Source organism: Streptomyces sp. AC550_RSS872, assembly GCF_019049285.1.
Taxonomy (GTDB): domain Bacteria; phylum Actinomycetota; class Actinomycetes; order Streptomycetales; family Streptomycetaceae; genus Streptomyces.
On the sequence record NZ_JAGMUL010000014.1, the window covers coordinates 243,530 to 265,392 of the forward strand.

General features: G+C 70.5%; 23 protein-coding genes and 2 pseudogenes. 13 read left to right on the forward strand and 12 right to left on the reverse strand.

Features of this window, described 5'->3' with window-relative positions; genetic code table 11:
• Positions 1-174: 174 nt before the first annotated feature.
• Entirely contained in the window at positions 175-747 is a 573-nt protein-coding gene (gene thpR, locus KUM44_RS06030; protein WP_217206688.1) for an RNA 2',3'-cyclic phosphodiesterase, read from the reverse strand.
• A gap of 25 nt (positions 748-772) precedes the next feature.
• On the opposite strand from thpR, the gene KUM44_RS06035 reads away from it, so the two are divergent.
• Entirely contained in the window at positions 773-1,282 is a 510-nt protein-coding gene (locus tag KUM44_RS06035) for a GNAT family N-acetyltransferase (RefSeq protein WP_217206689.1), read from the forward strand.
• A gap of 110 nt (positions 1,283-1,392) precedes the next feature.
• Positions 1,393-1,980 carry a Uma2 family endonuclease gene (locus tag KUM44_RS06040; RefSeq protein ID WP_217206690.1) on the forward strand — a complete coding sequence of 196 codons (588 nt, stop codon included), beginning with the start codon at positions 1,393-1,395 and terminating at the stop codon, positions 1,978-1,980.
• Between the two features lie 15 nt (positions 1,981-1,995).
• Here the strand turns inward: KUM44_RS06040 and KUM44_RS06045 are convergent, their stop codons facing one another.
• A complete protein-coding gene (locus KUM44_RS06045) occupies positions 1,996-3,273 on the reverse strand; it encodes an MFS transporter (RefSeq protein ID WP_217206691.1) in 1,278 nt (425 codons plus the stop codon).
• Positions 3,274-3,375: 102 nt separating this feature from the next.
• Positions 3,376-3,813 (reverse strand): MarR family winged helix-turn-helix transcriptional regulator, encoded by a 438-nt coding sequence (locus KUM44_RS06050; protein WP_217206692.1) that lies wholly within the window; start codon positions 3,811-3,813, stop codon positions 3,376-3,378.
• Positions 3,814-3,932: 119 nt separating this feature from the next.
• Here KUM44_RS06050 and KUM44_RS06055 point away from each other — a divergent pair, with 119 nt between their 5' ends.
• Complete coding sequence (locus tag KUM44_RS06055) at positions 3,933-4,115, forward strand: ribbon-helix-helix protein, CopG family (RefSeq protein WP_030048376.1); 183 nt, start codon at positions 3,933-3,935, stop codon at positions 4,113-4,115.
• Positions 4,116-4,243: 128 nt separating this feature from the next.
• Here the strand turns inward: KUM44_RS06055 and KUM44_RS06060 are convergent, their stop codons facing one another.
• The gene (locus KUM44_RS06060; protein ID WP_217206693.1) at positions 4,244-5,644 is read right to left on the reverse strand and encodes an NCS2 family permease; all 1,401 of its coding nucleotides are present in this window, start codon (positions 5,642-5,644) and stop codon (positions 4,244-4,246) included.
• Between the two features lie 149 nt (positions 5,645-5,793).
• Here KUM44_RS06060 and KUM44_RS06065 point away from each other — a divergent pair, with 149 nt between their 5' ends.
• Both KUM44_RS06065 and KUM44_RS06070 read left to right on the forward strand, forming a co-directional pair.
• The gene (locus tag KUM44_RS06065) at positions 5,794-6,102 is read left to right on the forward strand and encodes a DUF2530 domain-containing protein (protein WP_217206694.1); all 309 of its coding nucleotides are present in this window, start codon (positions 5,794-5,796) and stop codon (positions 6,100-6,102) included.
• Positions 6,103-6,199: 97 nt separating this feature from the next.
• On the forward strand, positions 6,200-8,596 hold the full coding sequence (locus KUM44_RS06070) for a cation-translocating P-type ATPase (RefSeq protein WP_217206695.1): 2,397 nt from the start codon (positions 6,200-6,202) through the stop codon (positions 8,594-8,596).
• Between the two features lie 120 nt (positions 8,597-8,716).
• On the opposite strand, the gene KUM44_RS06075 is transcribed toward KUM44_RS06070, so the two are convergent.
• Positions 8,717-9,628 carry a hypothetical protein gene (locus KUM44_RS06075; protein WP_217206696.1) on the reverse strand — a complete coding sequence of 304 codons (912 nt, stop codon included), beginning with the start codon at positions 9,626-9,628 and terminating at the stop codon, positions 8,717-8,719.
• Positions 9,629-9,875: 247 nt separating this feature from the next.
• Positions 9,876-10,748, reverse strand: coding sequence for a DUF5707 domain-containing protein (locus KUM44_RS06080; protein WP_217206697.1), 873 nt, complete (start codon positions 10,746-10,748; stop codon positions 9,876-9,878).
• Positions 10,749-10,939: 191 nt separating this feature from the next.
• Here KUM44_RS06080 and KUM44_RS06085 point away from each other — a divergent pair, with 191 nt between their 5' ends.
• A complete protein-coding gene (locus KUM44_RS06085) occupies positions 10,940-11,176 on the forward strand; it encodes a hypothetical protein (RefSeq protein WP_217206698.1) in 237 nt (78 codons plus the stop codon).
• Positions 11,177-11,191: 15 nt separating this feature from the next.
• On the opposite strand, the gene KUM44_RS06090 is transcribed toward KUM44_RS06085, so the two are convergent.
• The 3 genes from KUM44_RS06090 to KUM44_RS06100 form a co-directional block, all read right to left on the reverse strand.
• A complete protein-coding gene (locus KUM44_RS06090; protein ID WP_217206699.1) occupies positions 11,192-14,347 on the reverse strand; it encodes a sacsin N-terminal ATP-binding-like domain-containing protein in 3,156 nt (1,051 codons plus the stop codon).
• Positions 14,348-14,667: 320 nt separating this feature from the next.
• The gene (locus KUM44_RS06095) at positions 14,668-15,741 is read right to left on the reverse strand and encodes a hypothetical protein (protein WP_217206700.1); all 1,074 of its coding nucleotides are present in this window, start codon (positions 15,739-15,741) and stop codon (positions 14,668-14,670) included.
• Positions 15,738-16,079 (reverse strand): PadR family transcriptional regulator, encoded by a 342-nt coding sequence (locus KUM44_RS06100; RefSeq protein ID WP_217206701.1) that lies wholly within the window; start codon positions 16,077-16,079, stop codon positions 15,738-15,740. Before KUM44_RS06100 ends, KUM44_RS06095 begins: the two co-directional genes overlap by 4 nt.
• Here KUM44_RS06100 and KUM44_RS06105 point away from each other — a divergent pair.
• From KUM44_RS06105 to KUM44_RS06120, 4 genes are all read left to right on the forward strand, one after another.
• The gene (locus KUM44_RS06105) at positions 16,066-16,299 is read left to right on the forward strand and encodes a hypothetical protein (protein WP_217206702.1); all 234 of its coding nucleotides are present in this window, start codon (positions 16,066-16,068) and stop codon (positions 16,297-16,299) included. The two genes, KUM44_RS06100 and KUM44_RS06105, sit on opposite strands and share 14 nt — an antisense overlap.
• A gap of 87 nt (positions 16,300-16,386) precedes the next feature.
• Positions 16,387-16,851: a hypothetical protein gene (locus KUM44_RS06110; protein WP_217206703.1), complete on the forward strand. Its 465-nt coding sequence runs from the start codon at positions 16,387-16,389 to the stop codon at positions 16,849-16,851.
• Positions 16,852-16,954: 103 nt separating this feature from the next.
• A complete protein-coding gene (locus KUM44_RS06115; RefSeq protein ID WP_217206704.1) occupies positions 16,955-17,179 on the forward strand; it encodes a hypothetical protein in 225 nt (74 codons plus the stop codon).
• Between the two features lie 163 nt (positions 17,180-17,342).
• A complete protein-coding gene (locus KUM44_RS06120; protein ID WP_217206705.1) occupies positions 17,343-17,867 on the forward strand; it encodes an AAA family ATPase in 525 nt (174 codons plus the stop codon).
• On the opposite strand, the gene KUM44_RS47505 is transcribed toward KUM44_RS06120, so the two are convergent.
• Positions 17,756-18,004 (reverse strand): DUF397 domain-containing protein, encoded by a 249-nt coding sequence (locus tag KUM44_RS47505; protein WP_374202016.1) that lies wholly within the window; start codon positions 18,002-18,004, stop codon positions 17,756-17,758. The genes KUM44_RS06120 and KUM44_RS47505 overlap by 112 nt on opposite strands.
• Positions 17,950-18,096 (reverse strand): annotated as a pseudogene (locus KUM44_RS45110) (DUF397 domain-containing protein); the annotation flags it as partial. The pseudogene KUM44_RS45110 and the gene KUM44_RS47505, both read right to left, overlap by 55 nt.
• Here KUM44_RS45110 and KUM44_RS45115 point away from each other — a divergent pair.
• Both KUM44_RS45115 and KUM44_RS06130 read left to right on the forward strand, forming a co-directional pair.
• Positions 18,072-18,437: pseudogene (locus tag KUM44_RS45115) on the forward strand (helix-turn-helix domain-containing protein); the annotation flags it as partial. The pseudogenes KUM44_RS45110 and KUM44_RS45115 sit on opposite strands and share 25 nt — an antisense overlap.
• A 103-nt stretch (positions 18,438-18,540) precedes the next feature.
• Positions 18,541-19,089, forward strand: coding sequence for a Uma2 family endonuclease (locus KUM44_RS06130; RefSeq protein WP_254389130.1), 549 nt, complete (start codon positions 18,541-18,543; stop codon positions 19,087-19,089).
• Positions 19,090-19,131: 42 nt separating this feature from the next.
• Here KUM44_RS06130 and KUM44_RS06135 read toward each other — a convergent pair whose 3' ends face one another.
• Positions 19,132-20,058, reverse strand: a complete 927-nt coding sequence (locus KUM44_RS06135; protein WP_217206706.1) for a DUF3027 domain-containing protein — start codon at positions 20,056-20,058, stop codon at positions 19,132-19,134.
• A gap of 292 nt (positions 20,059-20,350) precedes the next feature.
• Here KUM44_RS06135 and KUM44_RS06140 point away from each other — a divergent pair, with 292 nt between their 5' ends.
• Positions 20,351-21,778 carry an MFS transporter gene (locus tag KUM44_RS06140; RefSeq protein ID WP_217206707.1) on the forward strand — a complete coding sequence of 476 codons (1,428 nt, stop codon included), beginning with the start codon at positions 20,351-20,353 and terminating at the stop codon, positions 21,776-21,778.
• Positions 21,779-21,863: the final 85 nt, after the last annotated feature.

A 21,863-nucleotide genomic window follows, 5' to 3' on the forward strand; every position in this document is an offset into this window, starting at 1 on the left:
AGGTGTCGGTCGGGCAGGTGTCGGTCGGGCAGGTGTCGGTCGGGCAGGTGTCGGTTCGGTCGGGCCGGGTCGGCCTACCTTCCGAGCGCAGCCGCCAGCGCCACCACCACGAACATCAACACAAGCGCACCGGCCATGATCCGGTTCCGGGTTTTCGGGTCCACGCGAACGAGCCTAACCGGCCCCTCCGAGCGGCCAGCGGGCGACCGCCTCGTAGCGGGGCTCCTCGCCCGCGACCCCGGACCTCGGCAGATGGCTGCGCACCAGCACCAGCTCGTCCACCCTCCACGTCCGGCCGGTGAACTCGCGCAGGGCGGCGACATACGGCCGCACCTCCACCGCCGACCGGCTCCTGGCCACCGTCAGGTGGGCCTTGTACCGCCGGTGCTCCCCCATCGGCACCCCGGCCTTGCGCCCCGCCGCCTCGCTCCGGTCCGCCAGCAGCCGCAGGGTCTCCAGGTCCCCCTCGGCGCCCGCCCACAGGGCCCGCCCGTGCCCGAACTGTCCGCCACGGCTCAGCGCCAGCGGAAACGGCGGCGTACGGTGCGCGGCGCGCTCCAGTCGGGCCGACAGGTCGGGTACGAGGTCGTCGTCGACCTCGCCGTAGAAGGCGAGGGTGAAGTGCCAGCCGGGACGGCCGGTCCAGCGCAGTCCGTCCGCGCCGGGCAGCTTCTTCAACGCGGCCACCTCCGCGGCCAGTTCACGGGTGACGTCCTCGGGCGGCAGCAGGGCGGCGAAAAGTCTCATGCCCCCAGCCTGGCACCATGAGGGCGTGGAGATCATGATCAGAGAAGGCGGGCCCGACGACATCCCCGCGATACTCGGCCTGCTGGACGGGGCCGCGCAGTGGCTCGTCGCGCAGGGCCGCACCGGGCAGTGGGGCACCGAACCACTGTCGGCGAGACCGAACGTCGTGGACCTGGTCACCGAGCAGGTCACCCATGGCACCTGTTACCTCGGCGAGGCCGACGGCGTCCCCGTCGGAATGCTGACCCTCACCGACGCGCCCGGCGGCCGGCTGCGCCCCGCCGATGAACCCGAGCGGTTCGTCCGCTACCTCGCCACCGACCGGAGTTTCAAGGGCCTGGGCGTGGGCAGCGCCTTGCTCGCACACGCCGCCGAGGAGACCCGGCGGGCCGGCGTCTCGCTGCTGCGGGTGGACTGCTACGCGGGTGACGACGGCAAGCTGGTCCGTTACTACGAGAGCCAGGGCTTCGTCCGTACCGAGACCTACACGGGCACGGACGGCTGGCCGGGCCAGGTGCTGGCTCGCAGGGTCTAGCCCCGGCGGACCGTGCACGTGACCACGGCCACACGTGTCCCGGTCACCGTGCGTATCGTTGTACTGCGCGGCTGCGCTCGTCCGAGGAGCAGCCGCGGAGGAGCGCCACGATGACCGTCCTTGACGACAGGATCGAGATGGCCGAGGAGTGCGGCGAGCTGACTCTGGACGTCCTGTTCGAGTGGCTCGAGAAGATGCCCATCCCCGAGGGAACGAAGGTCGAGATCGTCGGGGGAAACATCTTCATGTCACCGCAGCGGCAGAACCACTGGGAGATCATCTTCGACATCGCGAAGCAGTTGGACGCCAAGTACACGCAAAAGCGCCTGGCATCGGACGTGCGGATCGACTTCCCCGGACATCTGAACGGCTTCGCCTGCGACCTGGTGGCCATGGCCGAACGGTCAGTGAAGGACAGCAGGGGCCGCTGGCGCTATCAGGACGTCGAATTCGTGGCCGAGGTCATCTCCAAGGACACGGCGGGCAACGACCACGGCCCTAAGAAGGACGCCTACGCCGCTGCTGAGGTGCCGGTGTACCTGATCGTGGACCCGTACACCGGCCAGTGGCAGCTGCACACCCTGCCGAAGGACGGCAAGTACCACAGCACCGTCAGCTTCCCCTTCGGAGAGGACATCGACCTGACGGGCACGTCGGTCGATCTGGTCCTCAAGACCGACGAGTTCCCGCGCGACTGACCCGCGCGCTCCCTCTTACGCCACCGTCGCCAGCTCCTTCTCCTGCCGCTCCCGTGGAACGAACCGGGCGTGCGGATGCCCCTGGTTCCACCCCACCGACAGCCGCAGTCCACCGACGCGAGCCAGCACCAGGGCGATGACGACGGCCGCGGCCGTCGTGATCGCGCCGCCCACCGCCAGCCCCGCCCGGACCCCGTACGCGTCCGTGATCCAGCCCGCGATCGGCGCCCCCAGCGGGGCTCCGCCCATGAAGACCATCATGTACAGGGCCATCACACGGCCCCGCATGCTCGGGTCGGTGGACATCTGAATGCTGCTGTTCGCCGTCACGTTCACCGTCATGCCGAACATGCCTATGGGGGCCATGAGCAGGGCGAACAGCCACAGGGAGGGGGCGAACGCGGCCACGATCTCCATCGTGCCGAAGGCCACCGCCCCCACGATCAGCACCCGCATCCGGGCAGTACCGCGCCGGGCCGCGAGCAGCGCGCCCGCCAGGGAGCCGACCGCCATCAGGGTGTTGAAGAGGCTGTAGGAGCCGGCGCCGGCGTGGAAGACGTCGTCGGCGAAGGCGGACAGGTAGACCGGGAAGTTGAAGCCGAAGGTGCTGACGAACCCGGCCAGGGCGATGGTCCAGATCAGCTCCGGGCGCCCGGCGACATAGCGCAGCCCCTCCCGCATCTGCCCCTTGGCACGCGGGGCGCGCTCAACGACGTACAGCTCGCGCGCCCGCATCAGCAGCAGACCGGTGATGGGCGCGACGAAGGACAGGCCGTTGGCGAGGAACGCCCAGCCCGTGCCGACGCCGGTGATCATCAGGCCGGCCACGGCGGGGCCGATCAGCCGGGCCGACTGGAAGTTCGCGGAGTTCAGGCTGACCGCGTTCTGGAGCTGGTCCGGGCCGACCATCTCGCTGACGAAGGACTGGCGGGCCGGGTTGTCGACGACCGTGGCGAGGCCGACCGCGAAGGCGGCCAGGTAGACGTGCCAGACCTCGACATGACCGGTGAGGGTGAGGACGGCCAGCGCGATGCCGGTGAGGGCCATCGAGGACTGGGTGACCAGCAGCGTCCGGCGCTTGGGCAGCCGGTCGACGAGGACGCCGCCGTAGAGACCGAAGAGCAGCATCGGCAGGAACTGGAGGGCCGTCGTGATGCCGACGGCGGTGGCGGAGCCGGTGAGGCTCAGCACCAGCCAGTCCTGGGCGATGCGCTGCATCCACGTACCGGTGTTGGAGACGACCTGGCCGAGGAAGAAGAGGCGGTAGTTCCTGACCTTCAGCGAGCTGAACATCGAGGACTTGCGGGGGCCGGCAGTTGTAGGGGTGGTCGGTGCGGGTGCGGAAGCTGCTCCGGGTCCCGAACTCAAAAGTGTTCGCCTCCTTGGGGTGACTGCTTACAGATGTGCGAGCTTCTCCAGCACGGGGGCGGCGGCGCGCAGTTTCGCCCACTCGTCCTCGTCCAGGCCCTCGACCAGGGTGGCCAGGAAGGCGTTGCGCTTGCGGCGGCTCTCCTCGAGCATCGCCTCGGCCTGCTCCGTCTTCGTGACGACCTTCTGGCGCCGGTCCTCGGGGTGCGGCTCCAGCCGGACCAGTCCCTTGGACTCCAGCAGGGCGACGATGCGGGTCATCGACGGCGGCTGGACGTGCTCCTTGCGGGCGAGCTCACCGGGGGTGGCCTTGCCGCAGCGGGAGAGAGTGCCCAGCACCGACATCTCGGTGGGGCTCAGCGACTCGTCGACTCGCTGGTGCTTGAGCCGACGCGACAGTCGCATCACGGCGGAGCGCAGGGAGTTCACGGCGGCTACGTCGTCGCCATGCGTAAGGTCCGACATGTTCTTTAGAGTAACTCATTACCCTGACTAAAGACCACTGGGGGTGACGTCACTCATCTGGGTGATCCGGTGGCGGAACGTGACGCACCGGACCAGCCGGTACCGCGACCCTCGTATCCATGGGGACCAGCGTGCTCAGCCTGCGGATAGACCACGAGCTGCTCGAACGACTCAAGGAGCACGCGGCGAAACGAGGAATGAGCGTCCAGGACTATGTCGTCCGGACGCTCATCCGCGATGACTTCGACGAGCGGTTCCAGTCCGCGGTCGAGGAGACCGAGAAGTTCTACGGCCTCACCTGAGCCGGACAGGCGCCAGGGGGTGCTCTGAAAGTCCCGTGCGGTGCCCGCGCCCGCCGCGGCAGCGGCTGGTGTCGCAGCCGGTGCGGCGAGGGTGCGTGCCGGGCGCCGCGGGTGCTGTGCGGGACCCCCTAGGTCAGCCCCAGCGCCGGCATCAGGTAGTAGAAGCCGAACACCGCCGCCACGACGTACATCGCCGCCGGCACCTCACGCCCCCGCCCGGCGGCCAGGCGCAGCACCGCGAAGGTGATGAAGCCCATGCCGATGCCGTTGGTGATCGAGTAGGTGAACGGCATCATCACCATCGTCACGAAGGCCGGGATCGCGACCGTGTAGTCGGCCCAGTCGATCTCCTTGACGGAGTTCGCCATGATCAGGAAGCCGACCGCGAGCAGCGCCGGGGTGGCCGCCTGGGACGGGACCATCGTGGCGACCGGCGTCAGGAACAGCGCCACGCCGAACAGGGCGCCGGTGACGACGTTCGCGAAGCCGGTACGGGCGCCCTCGCCGACGCCGGCCGTGGACTCCACGAAGGCGGTGGTGGCCGAGGCGGAGCCGGCGCCGCCCGTGGCCACGGCGAGGCCGTCGACGAACAGGACCTTGTTGATGCCCGGCATCTGTCCCTGGGCGTCGGTCAGCTTCGCCTCGTCGCTGACGCCCATGATCGTGCCCATGGCGTCGAAGAAGCAGGAGAGGAGGACCGTGAAGACGAAGAGGGTGCCGGTCAGCGCGCCGACCTTGTCGAAGCCTCCGAACAGACTGACCTGGCCGAGCAGGCCGAAGTCGGGGCTGGCGACGGGGTTGCCGGGCCACTTCGGGGTCGTGAGCCCCCAGGACGGCACGTTCGCCACGGCCTCGATGACGACCGCGAGCACCGTCGTCGCGACGATCGAGATCAGGATCGCGCCGGAGACCTTGCGGACGATGAGCGCGAGGGTGAGCAGCGCGCCCAGGACGAAGACCAGGACGGGCCAGCCGTTGAGGTGACCGTCGCCGCCGAGCTGGAGGGGCACGGTCGTCTGGGCGACGTCCGGGATGCGGGAGACGAAGCCGGAGTCGACGAGGCCGATCAGCATGATGAACAGGCCGATACCGATGGAGATGGCCTTGCGCAGGCTGTAGGGCACGGCGTTCATGACGCGCTCGCGCAGCCCCGTGGCGACGAGCAGCATGACCACGAAGCCGGCCAGGACCACCATGCCCATGGCGTCCGGCCAGGACATGCGGGGCGCCAGCTGGAGCGCGACGACCGAGTTCACGCCGAGTCCGGCGGCGAGCGCGATCGGTACGTTGCCGATGACGCCCATGAGGAGCGTGGTGAACGCCGCCGTCAGGGCCGTCGCCGTCACCAGCTGTCCGTTGTCCAGCTGGTGGCCGTACATGTCCTTCGCGCTGCCGAGGATGATCGGGTTCAGCACGATGATGTAGGCCATCGCGAAGAAGGTGGCGAAACCGCCGCGGATTTCCCGGGGCAGGGTGCTGCCCCGCTCCGAGATCTTGAAGTAGCGGTCGAGTGCGCCGTATGCGGGCATGCTTTTGGCTGTTCCTACGAAGAGAAGTGGTCAGGCATAAACCGTTTCAGTATGAACATATAGAGCCGAGAACGACGATCTCCGCGCGTAGATCCGCGCGGATCCGATCGCTTCGTATGTGGATCCGATCGCCTCGTAAGCTGTCCCCCATGGCGAAGTGGACCCCCAAGCACGAGGCGCCGGAGCCCCTGGAGGGCCCCGTGGTCGCCACCATCACCGGCGGCACGATCCTGTGGTTCGTCCTCTTCGTCGTCCAGCTCCCCTTCTACGGCTGGTTCGACGACCGCGACCTCACCTGGTGGGTGTGGACCTGTCTGGCCGGCGGCGGGCTGGGAATCATCGGCATCTGGTACGTCCGCCGACGCGACGCCGCGCTCAAGAGGGCGGCGGCGGAGAAGGAGCCGGACTCGGCGACGAAGCCGGAAACCGAGCAGTCACCGGCACCGTCCTCCGACTGACCGTCGTACAACCCCGGTACGACGCCCGTCCTCCCCAGGTCGGAACTTCCGTGCACTCAGCGGGTGAAGCCGTAGATCCGCACGTACCGTCGAATGCATGACGCATGCCGACGCGGGCACCGAAGTGGACAACCCCGTGCACCCCGCCGCCACCCCGGTGGCGACGGGCGGGCTGACCGCCGCCGAGGTGGCCGAGCGGGTCGCGCGGGGACAGGTCAACGACGTACCGGTGCGCAGCAGCCGGTCGATGGCGGACATCGTCCGCGCCAACGTCTTCACCCGGTTCAACGCGATCATCGGCGTGCTCTGGGTGATCATGCTCTTCGTAGCGCCGATCCAGGACAGCCTGTTCGGGTTCGTGATCCTCGCCAACACCGGCATCGGGATCATCCAGGAGTGGCGGGCGAAGAAGACCCTCGACTCGCTCGCCGTGATCGGCGAGGCCCGGCCCACGGTGCGGCGGGACGGGGTCGCCGACGAGGTCGGTACCTCCGAGATCGTGCTGGACGACCTGATAGAGATCGGGCCGGGGGACAAGGCCGTCGTGGACGGGGTGTGCGTCGAGGCCGACGGGCTGGAGATCGACGAGTCGCTGCTCACCGGGGAGGCCGATCCGGTCGTCAAACGGCCCGGGGACCAGGTCCTCTCCGGCAGTTTCGTCGTCGCGGGAGGGGGCGCCTTCCAGGCCACCAAGGTCGGGCGCGAGGCCTACGCCGCCCAGCTCGCCGAGGAGGCCTCACGCTTCACCCTGGTCCACTCCGAGCTGCGCTCCGGCATCTCCACGATCCTCAAGTACGTGACATGGATGATGATCCCGGCCGCGACGGGCCTGATCATCACCCAGCTGGTCGCCAAGGACAACGAGCTCGACGACTCGATCGCCCGGACCGTCGGCGGCATCGTGCCCATGGTCCCGGAGGGCCTCGTGCTCCTCACCTCGGTCGCCTTCGCCATCGGCGTCATCCGGCTCGGCCGCAAGCAGTGCCTGGTGCAGGAACTCCCCGCCATCGAGGGCCTCGCCCGCGTCGACACCGTCTGCCTCGACAAGACGGGCACGCTCACCGAGGGCGGCATGGACGTCACCGAGCTGCGGCCGCTGGGCGGCAACGACGAGGACTACGTACGCAAGGTGCTCGGCGCCCTCGGCGAGTCCGACCCCCGCCCGAACGCCTCCCTCCAGGCCATCATCGACGCCTACCCCGACGCCGAGGACTGGCGCTGCACCGAGTCCCTGCCCTTCTCCTCCGCCCGCAAGTACAGCGGCGCCACCTTCAGCGAGGGCAACGGCGAGGCCGGCACCTGGCTGCTGGGCGCCCCCGACGTGCTGCTGCCCGCCGACGACCCGGCCCTGGCCGAAACCGATCGGCTGAACGAACAGGGCCTGCGCGTCCTGCTGCTCGCCCGCGCCGGCCGCGACCTCGACGATCCCGACGTGGCGGACGGCGCCAAGCCCGCCGCCCTCGTCGTACTGGAACAACGGCTACGGCCCGACGCCGCCGACACCCTGCGCTACTTCGCCGAGCAGAACGTCCGCGCCAAGGTGATCTCCGGGGACAACGCCGTGTCCGTGGGCGCGGTCGCGACCAAGCTCGGGCTGACCGGGACGACGGTCGACGCGCGCCGGATCCCGCAGGACAAGGACGGGATGGCGACGGCACTCGACGACGGCACGGTGTTCGGGCGGGTCACCCCGCAGCAGAAGCGGGACATGGTCGGCGCGCTCCAGTCCCACGGGCACACCGTCGCCATGACCGGCGACGGCGTGAACGACGTCCTCGCGCTGAAGGACGCCGACATCGGCGTGGCGATGGGCTCTGGCTCGGAGGCGACCCGGGCGGTCGCGCAGATCGTGCTGCTCAACAACAGCTTCGCGACGCTGCCGTCGGTGGTCGCGGAGGGCCGGCGGGTGATCGGCAACATCACGCGCGTGGCGACGCTGTTCCTGGTGAAGACCGTGTACTCGGTCCTGCTGGCGCTGATGGTCGTCTTCTGGCAGGTGGAGTACCCCTTCCTGCCCCGCCATCTGACCCTGCTCTCCACCCTCACCATCGGCGTCCCGGCCTTCTTCCTGGCCCTCGCCCCCAACAAGGAACGCGCGAAACCCCACTTCGTACGGCGGGTCATGCGGTACGCGATCCCGGGCGGGCTGGTGGCCGCGGTGGCGACGTTCGCGACGTATCTGACCGCCCGTCACCATTACACCGGCGAGGGCGCGTTGGACGCGGAGACCAGCGTCGCCACGCTGACGCTCTTCCTGATCTCGATGTGGGTGCTGGCCATCATCGCCCGCCCGTACACCTGGTGGCGGATCGCGCTGGTGGCCGCGATGGGGTTCGGGTTCCTGCTGGTGCTGGTGGTGCCGTGGCTACAGGAGTTCTTCGCGCTGCGGCTCGTCGGGGCCACGATGCCGTGGATCGCGGTGGGGATAGCGGGCGTGGCGGCGGTCGCCCTGGAGTTGACCTGGAAGTGGGTCGACCGCCGTTTCCCGGCGTAGCCGCTGCGCTTGGCTTGGGCCGTTGAGCGTCGTGGGTCGCCGCGGGTGCGTTGTGGCTGGTCGCGCCCACGCGGCGGAGCCGCAAATCGCTACAGCCCCGCGCCCCTGAAGGGCGTTGCCCTACTGGACGTCTACGAAGTCGCCGGCAGCGGTGACCGCCGGGGTCGTGGTCGTGCCCGCGAAGGTGTAGCGGAAGTAGCCGTCCTGGGTCGCCTTGACCGTGGTCTTCAGCTCACCCGTCGCGTTGGTCTTGATGGTCCTGACCGTGGTGTAGGTGTCGCTGTTCTTCTTGCGGAACTGCAACTTCACCGGCTGGTTCGTGTAGCCGTGGTCCTTGTTGTCCTCCCAGTTGGCGCGGGAGAGCTTGCCGGTGACCGTGATGGTCTTGCCCTTCTTCACGGGCTCCGGGGAGGCGTTGACCGTCAGCTTGGAGGACCGCTGCATCAGCGTGCTGCCGAGGCCGCTCTGGCTCTTGTAGCCGACCTTGGTGATGTCGAAGGTCTCGCCGTCGGGGTCCTGGCCGTTGAAGGCGGTGGCCTCGGCGGCGGCCCGCCAGGTCCCGGCGTCGGCGTTGATCAGCTCGTGGGCGCCCGGGTACACGTCGATGGTGCCCTTGCAGGTGGCGGTGGTCGCCGAGGTCGCGGTGCACTTGGCCGGCTTGTTGCCGTAGAGCATGTTGTCCGGCGCGGTGGCGGAACCCCGGTAGATGAAGGGGTCGGTGACGAAGTCGGCGGCGGTGATCTTGACGTCCGCGCCGTGGGTCAGCGTGTACGTCACCGTGGTGGCGACGTGGCCGGTGGTGCCGACCTTGACCGCCTTGGCGATCTTGAAGTTGGAGAAGGAGACGTTCAGGGCGTACGGCTTGCCCGCCGCGGCCGGGGCCCGGTCGGACGCGGCGAGCGCGGCCTGGCGGACCTTCGCGACGTCCGCGCGGTAGGAGGCGGCGGTGTCGTCGGCCTGGGCGGCCGGCACGGCGAGGGCGGAGAGGGCCAGGGCGCCGGAGACGGCGGCCACGGTGGCTCTGATGCGCATGCGTTCCCCTGGTACGGAAAGGGGCCCCGCTGGTCGTCGTAGCCTGCGCTGCCGGTCACCTCGGGGCCCGGGTGATCGTGGGACCTGTTGGTCCACGTGGTCAGATAGGCGCCGGGCGTTGCCGGTTGTTCGGACCGGGCGGAATCTTTGTGAGCTTCGTCACGAACTCCCCTTCTGTCACAGGGAGTTCGTGACGCGTGCCCTGTCTGCCTGTCGCTGTTCTGCTGCTGTCCTGACGCCCCGCCGGCTACTTCACGTCGACGAAGTCACCCGCGGCGTTGACCGCCGGGGTGGTCGAGGTGCCCGCGAAGGAGTAGCGGAAGTAGCCGTCCTGGGTGGCCTTGACCGTGGTCTTCAGGTCGCCCGTCGTGCTCGTCTTGATGGTCCTGACGGTGGTGTAGGTGCTGCTGTTCTTCTTGCGGAACTGGAGCTTCACCGGCTGGGCGGAGTAGCCGTTGTACGTGCCGCGGTCCCAGTTGGCGCGGGTCAGCTTGCCGGTGACCGTGATGGTCTTGCCCTTCTTCACGGGCTCCGGGGAGGCGTTGACCGTGAGCTTGGACGCGCGCTGGACCTTGGCCGTCTTGTAGGCCTCGCGGATCACGTAGTCGCCGTCGTTGCCGGCGGCCGCGGCCCACACCTTCCAGGTGCCGGCCAGGATGTTGCCGTAGATGTTCTCGTTCGGGTCGGCGATCAGCGTGATCTTGCACGTGGCAGTGGTGGCACTGGAGTTGGTGCAGGTGCCGATCTGCTCGTCGTCCAGGTTCGACGGCACGATGGCGCCGTCGGCGTTCTCGGAACTCGGGCCGTGCCAGAGCATGGCGAACGCGTCGTGGATGCCCTTCGGGTCGGTGGCCGTCACCGAGACCGTGAAGGCCTTCTTCTGCGTGGTGCCGACGACGATGTTCTTACCACCGTTGACGGTGACAGCAGTGATCTTGGTGTCGCCCTCGGCCTCGTCGGCCGCGGCGGCGAACGGGGTGCTCTTCGCCGCCCCCGCCTTTGCCGAAGAGGACGCCAGAGAGGCGAGGTCCGGGTGACTGTCCGCCTGCGCAGCCGGAACGGCGAGGCCAGTCAGGGCCAGTGCGCCGGTGACGATGGCGACAGAGGCACGAACGCGCATGTGTGTTCCCCACGTGGAGATGGGGCCCCTCCGCCGGTCGCGCACAGTGGCTCGTGGGACGGAACGGGACCCAAGTGGTCAGAGAGTCTGTTGACCCACGTGATGAGATTCGCGGCACATGCGAAAGGTTGTACATGTCGTGAGAAATTTGTGCGGGAAATTTCAAGATCACAGTTCAGGTAGGTGAAGTCATGGGACTCCGACTCCCTCTCGTCCGCTATCGCAAGGACGAGGAATGGCCCGACTCGATCACGGATGTCACCGCGGTCGGCGCGGAGGCCTTCGGCGAACTCCTCGGGATGCCGCCGGAGCAGCTGGCCGACGTGTATCCGCTGACGCGGGAACACGCCGAGCGTGTCCGGCAGCTGACCGGGATCACGCTCGACCTGGAGACGTACGACTACTTCCTGGAAACCGAGGCGGACTGACCGTTCACGGGAACGTCAGTCGAACCACCGGTCCCGCGCCAGCTCCGCCGTGCGTGACGGATCCTCCAACAACGCCGCCACCTCGAACCGCCGCGGCCACTGCCCCGCCGCCCAGGCGAGCCCGGCCGCTACCCCCTCCAGGGTGGAGGCGTGCAGCACCCCGTCGTCCGTGAGCCGCCAGTCGATCTCCACACCGTCGACGACGAGTTCCTCGTGCTCGACGTACGACTGCGGGGTCCGCGGCCCGAGCAGGATCCGTACCGGCTCCGGCACGTCGTGCTCGGTGCCCTCGCTCGTCACCTCGCCGGTGACGGACTCGCTCAGCCGCCGCACCTGGAACAGCTCGGCCAGCTCGGCGGCCCGGGCCGGCCGTACCGGAAGCAGAGGCACGCCCTCGGTGAAGGGCAGCAGATCGGGCGAGTCGACGACCACCGCGTCGGCCGCGTCCACGACCTCGACCCGCCCGTCGATGACGGCTCGCAGCTCGTCCGGCAGGGTCACCTGCTCGGGGTCCAGGTCGGCCAAGGCGCCGTACAGGGCGTGCAGTTGGGCGGAGGTGACGGGGCGGTCGGGGTCGGCGAGGCGGTCGAGGAGTTCGGCGGCGCCGCCCGGCTCGTCGAGCAGCGCGGCGACGGAGGTGCGCACGCCGAGGGCCCGCAGCACCTGCTCGTCGTCGAAGCCGGTGGCGTCGGCCTCGTCGTACAGGCCGCGCAGGAGCGGGTCGCCGCCGGAGGCGAGGAGCCCGGCCGGGCGGCGGCCGTCCAGCACCGGGTTGCCCCGCAGCCACCAGGCCGTGTACGGCCGTACGACCTCGTGCGTGCCGTCGGGCAGCAGGATGCGGACCTGCTGGGTCAGCGCGTCCCGCAGGGGCGGCTGGGCGAGCAGGGCGAGGGCCTGCGGCCACTTGTCGTCGTCGACCAGGTCCAGATCGCGTACGGCGATCAGCTCGGTCGCGACGGGCGGTACGGGCGTGTCCGGGACACGGTCGAGGATGTCCTCGCACCAGACGTCGACCGCGTCCAGCAGACCGGCGTCGTCGGGCTCGGCGAAGTCCCCTTCACGGGGCTCCAGTTCATCCGGGTCGAGGACGACGTCCGTGGCCCGGACCAGGGCGAAGTTGGCGAGGACGCCACAGGCGGCGAGCGGCTGCTCGCCCCACTTGTCGGCCAGTTCGGCGTCGACGGTGGCGAGTTCGTCCTCCCGCATGACCTGGGCGAAGGGGCTGCCGGGGAGGACCAGCTCACCGGCCGGCGCCGGCTCACCCTCCTCGTCGGGCAGCGCGAGTGCGCCGAGCCACGGCTCGTCACCGGGCTCAAGGCCCGCGTCCCGCACCAGCGCGAGCACCGTGTCGGCCAGTTCCTCGGCGTCCGGCGCGTCCTCCTCCCAGCTGACGCCACCGTCGTCGTCCAGGGAGGCGGCGACGGCGGCACGCACCTGGGGCGTGGTGAGGACCGCGCGGGGCGTGGCCGGCAGGGCGCCGAGCTTCTCCAGGAGCGGGTGCGCGGCGTCCGGGTGGGCGACCTTGAGACCGAGACGGGTGAGGATCTCCGGGTCGACGGGGGCACCGTCGGAGGTCGGGAGCAGGACCTGTCGCGGCCCGATGGTGGTGCGCCCGTCGGCCAGCGGCACCGGCAGTCCGGACAGCCGGTCCGGGTCGACGCCGGCGAGGCTGTCGTAGAGCCGTCGCCACCAGCCCGGCTCCTTCTCCAGTCCGGCGAGGCGGTCGATCGCGTCGGTGAGCGGGACCCGGGCGACGCCCAACGTCCGCAACTCCACGCGCCGTTCGAGCCCGGCGGGCAGCAGGGTCGGCAGCACCTCGGCCAGCACGCGCACGGTGTCGGCGCCCGCGCCCTCCACGACCTCGGCCTCGCGGGGGCTGAGGGACTCGGGCAGCTCGGACTCGTGCTCGAGCGCTTCGCCCACCGGCTGGGAAAGGCCCTGGTGGGCGGGCGGCAGGAAGGAGGTCCGGGGCAGCCGCTCCAGGACGGCCTGGCGCAGGGCGCCGTCCAGTTCGCCCTTGCCGAGCGGCCCGGGCACGAGGCCGATGATGCCCTCGCTCACCGGGCGCCAGTCGGCGAGGAGTTCGGCGTACGCGTCCGCCGCGCGCTGCACGAGGAAGTCGGTGAGCGGACCGGGGGCGGCGTGGCGGCGCGTGGTGTCCAGGGGGAAGGAGGCAATGAGAAGCGCGGGGACACCGAGGGGTTCGTCGCTGGGTGTGGGCGCGTGGACGACGGGGGCGGTGCGGGGCCGGGCCGGGGTGCTGTCGGCGGCGTTGACGGGGACGGCCCAGGTGAGCGACCAGTGGGGCCGCAACCGCTCCTCCACCGGCCGGTCGGCGAGAAGCTCGGGGGTGAGCGGGCCGGAGGCGGCGGCCGTACGCCAGTGGGTGACGCCGTCGACGCCGTCGCGGGAGTCCTCCACGACCGTGAAGGGCCCGTCGGTCCGGCGCCGCAGCGTGCGCGGCTCGGCGTCGCCGACCTCGATCACGACCTCCTCGAGCCCGGGCAGGGCGAGGAGCAGCGCGTCGTCGACGGTGTGCAGCAGCCGCTCGGCGAGGTCGGCGGCCGCGGTGTCGCGCAGCGGGAGGATCACGGCGGTGTCGTACGGGTCCGGGGCGGTGCCCTCGGCGGCGAACGGCAACCGGAGCACGGGCACATGGCCGTCCCGGCGCCGGATCTCGTCACCCAGCCCCGGGCTGTGCCGCGCGGTCTCCTGGGCCAGCTCCCGGGCCTCGGCCAGGGACCACCGCACACCGCCGTGCCGGCCGACGACGGCGGGCTCGTCGGTGACGGACAGAACGGCGGCGAACCCGACGCCGAAGCGGCCGACGGTGGCCGTGTCCCGCTTGGCGGAGGCGCGCAGGGTGGAAAGCGACTCGACTCCGGCCGCGTCCAGCGGCGCCCCGGTGTTGGCGGCGACGAGAACACCCTCACGGAGGGTCAGCCGAAGGCGGCCGGCCACCCCTGCCCTGGCGGCGGCATCGGCGGCGTTCTGCGCGAGCTCGACCACGAGCCGGTCCCGGTACCCACCGAGGACGAGGTCCTCCTCGGCATTGGCGTCCTCCCGGAAACGGGCGGGGCTGGTCGCCCAGGCGCCGGCCACTCCGCGTCGCAGACGGGCCGTACCGAAGGGGTCGGCACCTTCGGCCGCGGGCCGCACGAACTTGCTCACGTTGACTCTCCTCATCGGCGTGATGTTGAAGGTACCGCTCAACGGGGGCGGGGGGCGCCGCGAGCCCCGGGTGCCGGATGACTGGTCCCGACGACGGGCGTCACAGGACGGCCGCGCCCCGGGCGGCCGCGATCGGTGACGCGTTCCGGCGCCGGGCCTTGGGCGCCGGGCCTTGGCGTCGGACTTGGGGCCTCGGGCATCGGACCTCGGGCATCGGACCTCGGATGACGGACCTCGGATGACGGACCTCGGATGACGGACCTCGGATGACGGACCTCGGATGACGGACCTTGGATGTCGGGCGGTACGGCGGCGCTCGCTCAGGTCCGGTCGGAGGACGGCCCGCGATCATGCCGACCGCCCGCAGAGGACGCCCGGATCCACCGGATCCATCCGCATGCCGCGTACCAGATCAGGTAGGCGACCGCTGCCGCACAGAACCAGAACCCCAAGGACGACGGCTCCAGGTCACGCAGCTCGTCGACGAAGATCAGGGTGAGGATGAGCGCCGACGCGGTGACGCCGTAGAGCTTGCGTCGAGCCAGCCGCTGTTCCTTGCGCGGGCCTTCGGCCAGGCGCATCGCGTACACCTCGGCGCGGCCGAAGGCGTTCTCGGCGCTCTCGCCCGACGAGGCCAGATGCTGGCGTGCCTCCCGCACGTGGGCACGCGCTTCGGCGGCGGGCACGGCGTGGCGACCGCGCAGCAGACCCTCCACATGCGACAGCCAGCGCTCGTCGCTGCCCTGGCCCTGGAGCCGCGGAGTGAGCCAGCGGTCGGCGGTGGTGCCGGGGAGCACTACGGCCGCGAGGATCAAGGCGCCGCCGACCGCCGCCAGTACGGGGACGGGGAAGTCGAAGAGCCGGTCGCCGGGCAGGACGCCGGCAGCCGCGGCACCGACGCCCACGGTGACGACCGCCCCCGCGCCGAAGGCCCATGTCCCCACGATCCGCCCGGCGGCCCACGCCACAGGGACGACGGCCACCAGGACGGCCACGAGGACGACTGTCCCGATCGCTGCGATCGACGACCAGCTGGCCTGCGCCCAAAGCCCGTCGCGGATCCACCACAGAACGGCGACGCCGATCCCCACGACACCGAGCGTCACGAGGGAACCGATGAGACGCTCACCCGGCGTCAGACCGTGCGAGTCGGCCCGCGCGCGGTCTTCCTCGTCGATCCGTTCGCCGGCCACGGACCGCGCGTACGCCGCGGGAGCACCGAAGAGGTCGCGGGCCGCCCGGCCCGTCTCGGTCACGGCATCATGGGCCTCCGCCAGTACTTGGTGCACCAGGTCGGCAGGTGCCTGGGTGTCGAGCGCGAGACGCAGTTCGACAACCGCCGCCCACTCCTCGTCCTCCTCGCGCGCCCAGTCGAGCTTCTCCGTGGTGGTCATGACTCTCCCCCTGTGAGGTCTCCGAGGAGCGAGGCGACGGTGCTGTTGAGGTCACGCCAGGCTGCGCTGTCTCGCCGCAGCCGCTTCCGCCCCTCCTCGGTGATGCGGTAGTACTTCCGCCCGGGGCCGCCCTCACCCGCGCCCCACTCGATCTCCACCGCGCCTTCTTCCTCCAGTCGCGTGAGGGCGGGATACAGGGTTGCCGGCTTCACACCCTCCAAGCCCGCCTCACCGAGGCGGTTCAGGAGTGCGTACCCGTAGTTCTTCTCCTCCGCGTCCAGCACCCCGAGCAAGCAGAGTGGCAGCACCGCCCGCGTCCACGACGTGTTCACCGCCACGGTCGCCTCCCTGGTCTTCTGGGGCCTTCTCGGATTCCCGAACTATTCCAGCATCCATACTAGTCGAGCACGCAGACTTGTCACCCGCCCCGATCTGGAGGGCAAGGCAGCGTCCCCGCGGTTCGGCTGGAGCACCATCGTCCGCAAGCTGGTGACGGCCGGCTTCCGGCACGGCGGCACGGCGGCACGGGCGGGCACGCTCTCACGCCGGCTCTGGTGAGGTCAGGGCTGCCGTACGACGTGGCGAACCATCTCGCGAAGGCGATCATCCTCTTTGCCGGGTAGCTCTTAATGAGGTGATCCAGGCATGAATCCCAGCACGGACGACGAGCCGTCCACAGACGGTGAGAAGCGGCTCGCCCGAGCCGTCATAGGCGGGTTGGTCCTTTGGGTGACCGCGGTGGTCGGCCTCGTGATGCTGCTTGTCCTGCTCATCACGGTGGCGGTGTTTCCCGGCGCGATCGAGATCGACGGTCTCGCGTCGGTGTTCTGGGCACTGCTGCTGCTGGCGCCCTGCTCCGCGATCGCCGCGGCCGTCACGGTTCCCGTACGCCGACTGGTGCGTGGCTCGTTGGCCCACTCCGTGCCCGCCGCCCGGCTCACCGACGCCGTCTTTGGCTGGCTGTCGGCCTTCCTGGTCGGAGTGATGCTGCTGGAGTGGACGCCGGGGGTGCGCGCCCACTCCGTCGTGCCGGCCGTCGCCGTGGCCACGGCCGGGCTGGTGATGGCGCCTCTGGCAGAGAGAGCGGGACGCAGGAACGCGGGGGACTGAGGCGGGTCGAGGTCAGGCGTGGGCCTGTTGCCCGAGGGCGAGGAGTACTTAGGCTGAGCCGGTTGATCATGCAGCCATCTCATCCACACGGGAGTGACGAACAATGCGGGACCTGATCGCGGAGGCCCTCGGTCAGCTGGCCACGTTGGTCATCGGACTCATCGTGTTCGCCTGGTGGATCGGCGGGCCCGGGGTCACCGCCATCCTCTGGAGCGAGCTCGGCAAGAACGACGCGCTTGTGTTCCTCGCCGCCTGGGCGGCCCTCACCGCGCTGTACCTCATCGCGTCCCGGCTGATCCGCCGCGCGGTGCGCGCCCGGCGTTCTTGATGTCCCCCAGCCCGCGCGGCACCAGGGGGTGCTTGAAAGTCCCGTGCGGTGCCCGCGCCCGCCGCGGCAGCGGCTGGTGTCGCAGGCCGGTGCGTGCCCTCGGCGTGCCGGGCGCGGTGGGTGCTGTGCGGGACCTTCAAAGCACCCCCTAACGTTGGGTCGCATGATCGTATGGCTCAACGGCACCCACGGCGCGGGCAAGACCACGACCAGCGCACTCGTGCAGCAGCTGATCCCAGATTCACGGGTCCTCGACGCCGAGAAGGTCGGCGAGACGCTGATGGACATCACGCCGGGGCTGCCCGGGACGGACAACTTCCAGCACTGGCCACCGTGGCGGCAGCTCGTAGTCGAGACCGCACGCCACGTACTCGCCTACACCGGCGGCACTCTGGTGATGCCCATGACGGTCCTGGTCGAGCAGTACTGGCGCGAGATCAGCACGGGCCTCGCCCAGCACGGCATCCCCATCCGGCACTTCGTCCTCCACGCCGACCAGGAAACCCTCCGCGGGCGCATCGCGGGCGACACCGTCCTTGGCCCCGACTCCCCGTTCCGTCTCCAATACCTCGAGCCCTACGCCGAGGCGGCCCGCACATGGCTGCACGCCGAGGCCGAGGTCGTCGACACCACGCACCTCACGCCCGCGGAGGCTGCCCGGCAGATCGCGGAGGCGGTCAAGGACTGAGGCCGGCCCGGGGCGCTTGTCGCGTACGCGACAAAGACGGACCAGGCCGGCGGCGCGAGGGCGAGGCGGGGGCTGGTGTCGCGGTACTTGGAGTCGCGGACGTGGATGGTGCGGGCGCTACCGCGATCTTGACGCAGGACTCACCATTGTTGCCGCCGCTGTAACTGCTCTTGAACCACGCCAGTTCGGCTCCGCCGCCCCCACCAGAAGGCCACGGACCTCCTCGCAGACCTCCGCCGCCACGACCCCCGCCTGCTTCTCTCCGCCAGCGACACGGCCCACCTCGCCCCCGGCGTCGCCGCCTGGCTGGACCGCGACGTCACCCCCACTGCCGTACGCCACGCCCTGACCACCGACCTGCCAACCGAGCCCTTGTGCCGCCCGGCTGCCCTGCTGGCCCACCGCCTCACCACCCAACTACCACCCGCGCCCCCGTTCCGGGCACCAGCCCCACCACCGCCTGTCCACCACCCCTTCCAGACCTGCGAAGACTGCGACCGCGCCTTCCGCTCACCCACCCCAGGACTCTGCCGTGACTGCCGAAGCACTCCGCGACATCAACTACGCTGACGCCAGGTGTTCGGGCCGTGTCCGTGACCCGGGATCAAGGCCCCAGACCGCCGCTCCCCTGAAGCGCCTGGAGGAAGCCGTGACCGCCGAACTCCCCGACTGGATGATCCCCCCCAGGCCCAGCGGCTGGGAGGCCGACGACCTCGACCACCTCCCGCAAGCACCGCGGCACACCGAACTCATCGACGGAGCCCTGATCTTCATGATGTCGCCGCAGCGGTCCTGGCACTCTCGACTGGTGGAGAACCTGACTTTCGCCCTGCGGCAATCGGTCCCCGAGGGATTCGAGACCGAGCGCGAGATGACTGTCCGGCTGGACAAGAAGAGCCGCCCAGAGCCCGACATCCTGGTCACCACCGCCGCATACGACCCCGACCGCACCTGGTACGCACCCGCCGATGTCGCCCTGGTGATCGAGGTCGTCTCGGAGGAGTCGGCGGACCGCGACCGGTCCCTGAAGCCCTTCAAGTACGCGCAGGCCAGGATCTCCCATTTCTGGCGCGTCGAGGACGAGGCCGGTGCCCCCACGGTCCACACCTACGAACTCGACACCATGACCGGCGCGTACGTGGCTACCGGAATTCACCGTGACCGTCTGAAGACCGCCGTCCCCTTCTCGATCGACATCGACCTCAAGAGCCTCGTGCCCTGACCCCGGTCGGCAAGATGAGCCGTCGCTGACTCGTCCCGCGTACTACGAGTGTCCGAGCTCCGCCGAGTCCTCATCCGCCGTAACCGAAACCGACCCCGAATCCGCCGCCGGCCGCAGGGGGAACGGGTCCACCCGCGTCTCGTCGATCACCGGCGGAGCCGGACGCGGGGGCTTCGGCATGACCGCGGCCTCGGAGTGGCCGCCGCAGCCGTACGTAAGGGAGACCACACGACCGTCGGCCGGGGAGAACTCGTTCGCGCAGACGCCGAAGGCCTGGCCGAGGGAGCCGCCGATGGGGGCCAGGAAGCCGCAGGAGACGCAGAAGGCGGGGGCCGCCTGGGCCATGGGGGTCTTGGCGCCGTACGCCTCCTCCCAGCGGTCCGCGGCGACATGGAGGCCGTAGCGGGACAGGACGCGGGCGCGGCGCATGCCCAGTTCCTCCGCGACCGCGGCGATCGAGCCTCGGGAGGGGGCGACCGGCAGGTTCGCGGGGGTGGCCGCGGTGACCTCGGCGTCCTCGGCCTCGACCAGCTCCGCCATCTCCTCCGAGACGGCCGCGTTCGGCACCGGCTCGTCCTCACCGGAGTAGCCGGGCTCCAGGCGCAGGTCCTCGGCGTCCGTGGGGAGCAGGTCGCCGGGGCCCATGTCGCCGGGGCGCAGGCGTTCGCTCCAGGGCACCCACTCGGGGGCCAGGAGGGCGTCCGGGCCGGGGAGCAGGACCACCTCGTCCAGAGTCACGATCTTGGCGCGGGACGCCCGCGCCACCGTCACCGCCCAGCGCCAGCCGCGGTACCCGAGTTCCTTGCACTCGAAGTAGTGCGTGACAACGCGGTCGCCCTCGGACAGCAGGCCCGCGTGCTCACCCACCACACCTGGCGCGGCGGCCTCCTCGGCGGCGCTGCGGGCGAGGTCGACCGCCTCGGCGCACAGACGGTCGGGGGTGCGGCTTCGCGTTGTCGCTGCGCTCACAGGTATCGCTTCTCTCCTACGCCGTCTCTCGGGTGCGGTTGCCGTGAGGCGATGGAGCAGACGGAGCGGACCTGTGGGCCGCGTCGACGTCCGCACCCGAATCGCGCTCGGGCGCACCTACGTCATCCATTGTGCGGGATGGCTGAGATACGCACGCTACCTGCTCTCGCGCGCTGGGCCTACACCGACGGCCCATTCGCGGCTGCGCGGCGCCCTCCGCGGATCCGGGACCTTGCACTCCATACGCGCCGTAACCGCACTACCAACCCCCACTTCGGGGCACTATTGCGTCGTGGCAACCGCGAGGCAGCCCGAAGGAGCCACCGGCATCGGTGGCGGCAAGGGCGGCCGCAATCGAGGTGGCGGAACGGGCCGCAGGCGCGGCTCCTTCCGTGCGGTCGGCCGTGCCCTGCACTTCCCGTTCACCGGCACCGCCCGCGGCATCCGCAAGGCCACCCACGCGCACGGGGCGGGCGAGTCCGGCCTCGGCAAGCTGATCGAACTGCACGGGGTGAACGGCGCCGGGGACATGATGATCACCGTCGCCCTCGCCTCCACCGTCTTCTTCTCCGTCCCCACCGACGAGGCCCGCGGCCGGGTCGCGCTCTACCTCGGCATCACCATGGCCCCGTTCACCGTCCTCGCGCCGGTGATCGGCCCGCTCCTCGACCGGGTTCCTCATGGCCGGCGGGCCGCCATGGCCGGGGCCATGTTCGCCCGCGCCATGCTCGCGCTGGTCCTGTCCGGGGCCGTGGTCACCGGCAGCATCGAGCTCTATCCGGCCGCCCTCGGGGTGCTGGTCGCCTCGAAGGCCTACGGCGTCGTCAGAAGCGCCGTGGTGCCCCGGCTGCTGCCACCCCGCTTCTCCCTGGTGAAGGCCAACTCCCGGGTCACCCTCGGCGGTCTTCTCGCCACCGGCATCGCCGCACCCATCGGCGCGGGACTCCAGGCGCTGGGGCCGCGCTATCCGCTGTACGGCGCCTTCCTGATCTTCGTCGTCGGCACGTTCCTGTCGTTCACGCTGCCGCCGAAGGTCGACTCGGCCAAGGGCGAGGACACCGCGCTGCTGGCGGCCGACGAGCAGCATCTGCACGGGCCGCACCTCAAACCGGTCAAGCGCCCCGGGCTGCGCACGGTCGGCATCGCCGTCACCCACGCCCTCGCCGCCAACGCCTCCATCCGCTGCCTGACCGGCTTCCTGATCTTCTTCCTCGCGTTCCTGCTGCGCGAGCACCCGATGTCCGGGCAGAGCGCGGCCGTGTCGCTGGGCATAGTGGCCGGCTCGGCCGGGGTCGGGAACGCCTGCGGTACGGCGGTCGGGGCGTGGCTGCGCTCCCGGGCGCCCGAGATCATCATCGTGACGGTCGTGGGCTTCGTGCTGCTCGCGGCGCTCACGGCGGCGGCCTTCTTCGGCGCGGTCCTGGTGGCGTTCCTCGCGGCGACCGCCGGGTTCGCGCAGGCGCTGGCCAAGCTGTCGCTGGACGCGCTGATCCAGCGGGACGTGCCGGAGCTGGTCCGTACGTCGGCGTTCGCGCGCTCGGAGACGCTGCTCCAGATGTCCTGGGTGCTCGGCGGCGCGGTCGGCATCGTGCTGCCGCTGAAGGGCTCGTTCGGGCTGCTGGTGGGCGCGGCGATCGTCGCCGTCGGCTGGCTGACCACCGTCAAGGGCCTGATCGGCTCGGCCCGGCACGGCGGACACAGCCGTCCCGACGTGGCCTGACGGCCACGTGACCCGCGCGTGACCCACGCCTGTCGTACGGCACGCCGCCCCCCACATGGAGAGAGCGTCACACGCGCCCGATAGC

Bases quoted from the DNA above. Each gene is read 5' to 3' on its own strand.
- KUM44_RS06040 (WP_217206690.1), top strand. From the start codon at position 1,393: ATGACCGTCCTTGACGACAGGATCGAGATGGCCGAGGAGTGCGGCGAG.
- KUM44_RS06060 (WP_217206693.1), bottom strand. From the start codon at position 5,644: ATGCCCGCATACGGCGCACTCGACCGCTACTTCAAGATCTCGGAGCGG.
- KUM44_RS06055 (WP_030048376.1), top strand. From the start codon at position 3,933: ATGGGGACCAGCGTGCTCAGCCTGCGGATAGACCACGAGCTGCTCGAA.
- KUM44_RS06110 (WP_217206703.1), top strand. From the start codon at position 16,387: ATGAATCCCAGCACGGACGACGAGCCGTCCACAGACGGTGAGAAGCGG.
- KUM44_RS06120 (WP_217206705.1), top strand. From the start codon at position 17,343: ATGATCGTATGGCTCAACGGCACCCACGGCGCGGGCAAGACCACGACC.
- thpR (WP_217206688.1), bottom strand. From the start codon at position 747: ATGAGACTTTTCGCCGCCCTGCTGCCGCCCGAGGACGTCACCCGTGAA.
- KUM44_RS06080 (WP_217206697.1), bottom strand. From the start codon at position 10,748: ATGCGCGTTCGTGCCTCTGTCGCCATCGTCACCGGCGCACTGGCCCTG.
- KUM44_RS06130 (WP_254389130.1), top strand. From the start codon at position 18,541: ATGATCCCCCCCAGGCCCAGCGGCTGGGAGGCCGACGACCTCGACCAC.
- KUM44_RS06070 (WP_217206695.1), top strand. From the start codon at position 6,200: ATGACGCATGCCGACGCGGGCACCGAAGTGGACAACCCCGTGCACCCC.
- KUM44_RS06050 (WP_217206692.1), bottom strand. From the start codon at position 3,813: ATGTCGGACCTTACGCATGGCGACGACGTAGCCGCCGTGAACTCCCTG.
- KUM44_RS06085 (WP_217206698.1), top strand. From the start codon at position 10,940: ATGGGACTCCGACTCCCTCTCGTCCGCTATCGCAAGGACGAGGAATGG.
- KUM44_RS06045 (WP_217206691.1), bottom strand. From the start codon at position 3,273: ATGTTCAGCTCGCTGAAGGTCAGGAACTACCGCCTCTTCTTCCTCGGC.
- KUM44_RS06095 (WP_217206700.1), bottom strand. From the start codon at position 15,741: ATGACCACCACGGAGAAGCTCGACTGGGCGCGCGAGGAGGACGAGGAG.
- KUM44_RS06115 (WP_217206704.1), top strand. From the start codon at position 16,955: ATGCGGGACCTGATCGCGGAGGCCCTCGGTCAGCTGGCCACGTTGGTC.
- KUM44_RS06075 (WP_217206696.1), bottom strand. From the start codon at position 9,628: ATGCGCATCAGAGCCACCGTGGCCGCCGTCTCCGGCGCCCTGGCCCTC.
- KUM44_RS06065 (WP_217206694.1), top strand. From the start codon at position 5,794: ATGGCGAAGTGGACCCCCAAGCACGAGGCGCCGGAGCCCCTGGAGGGC.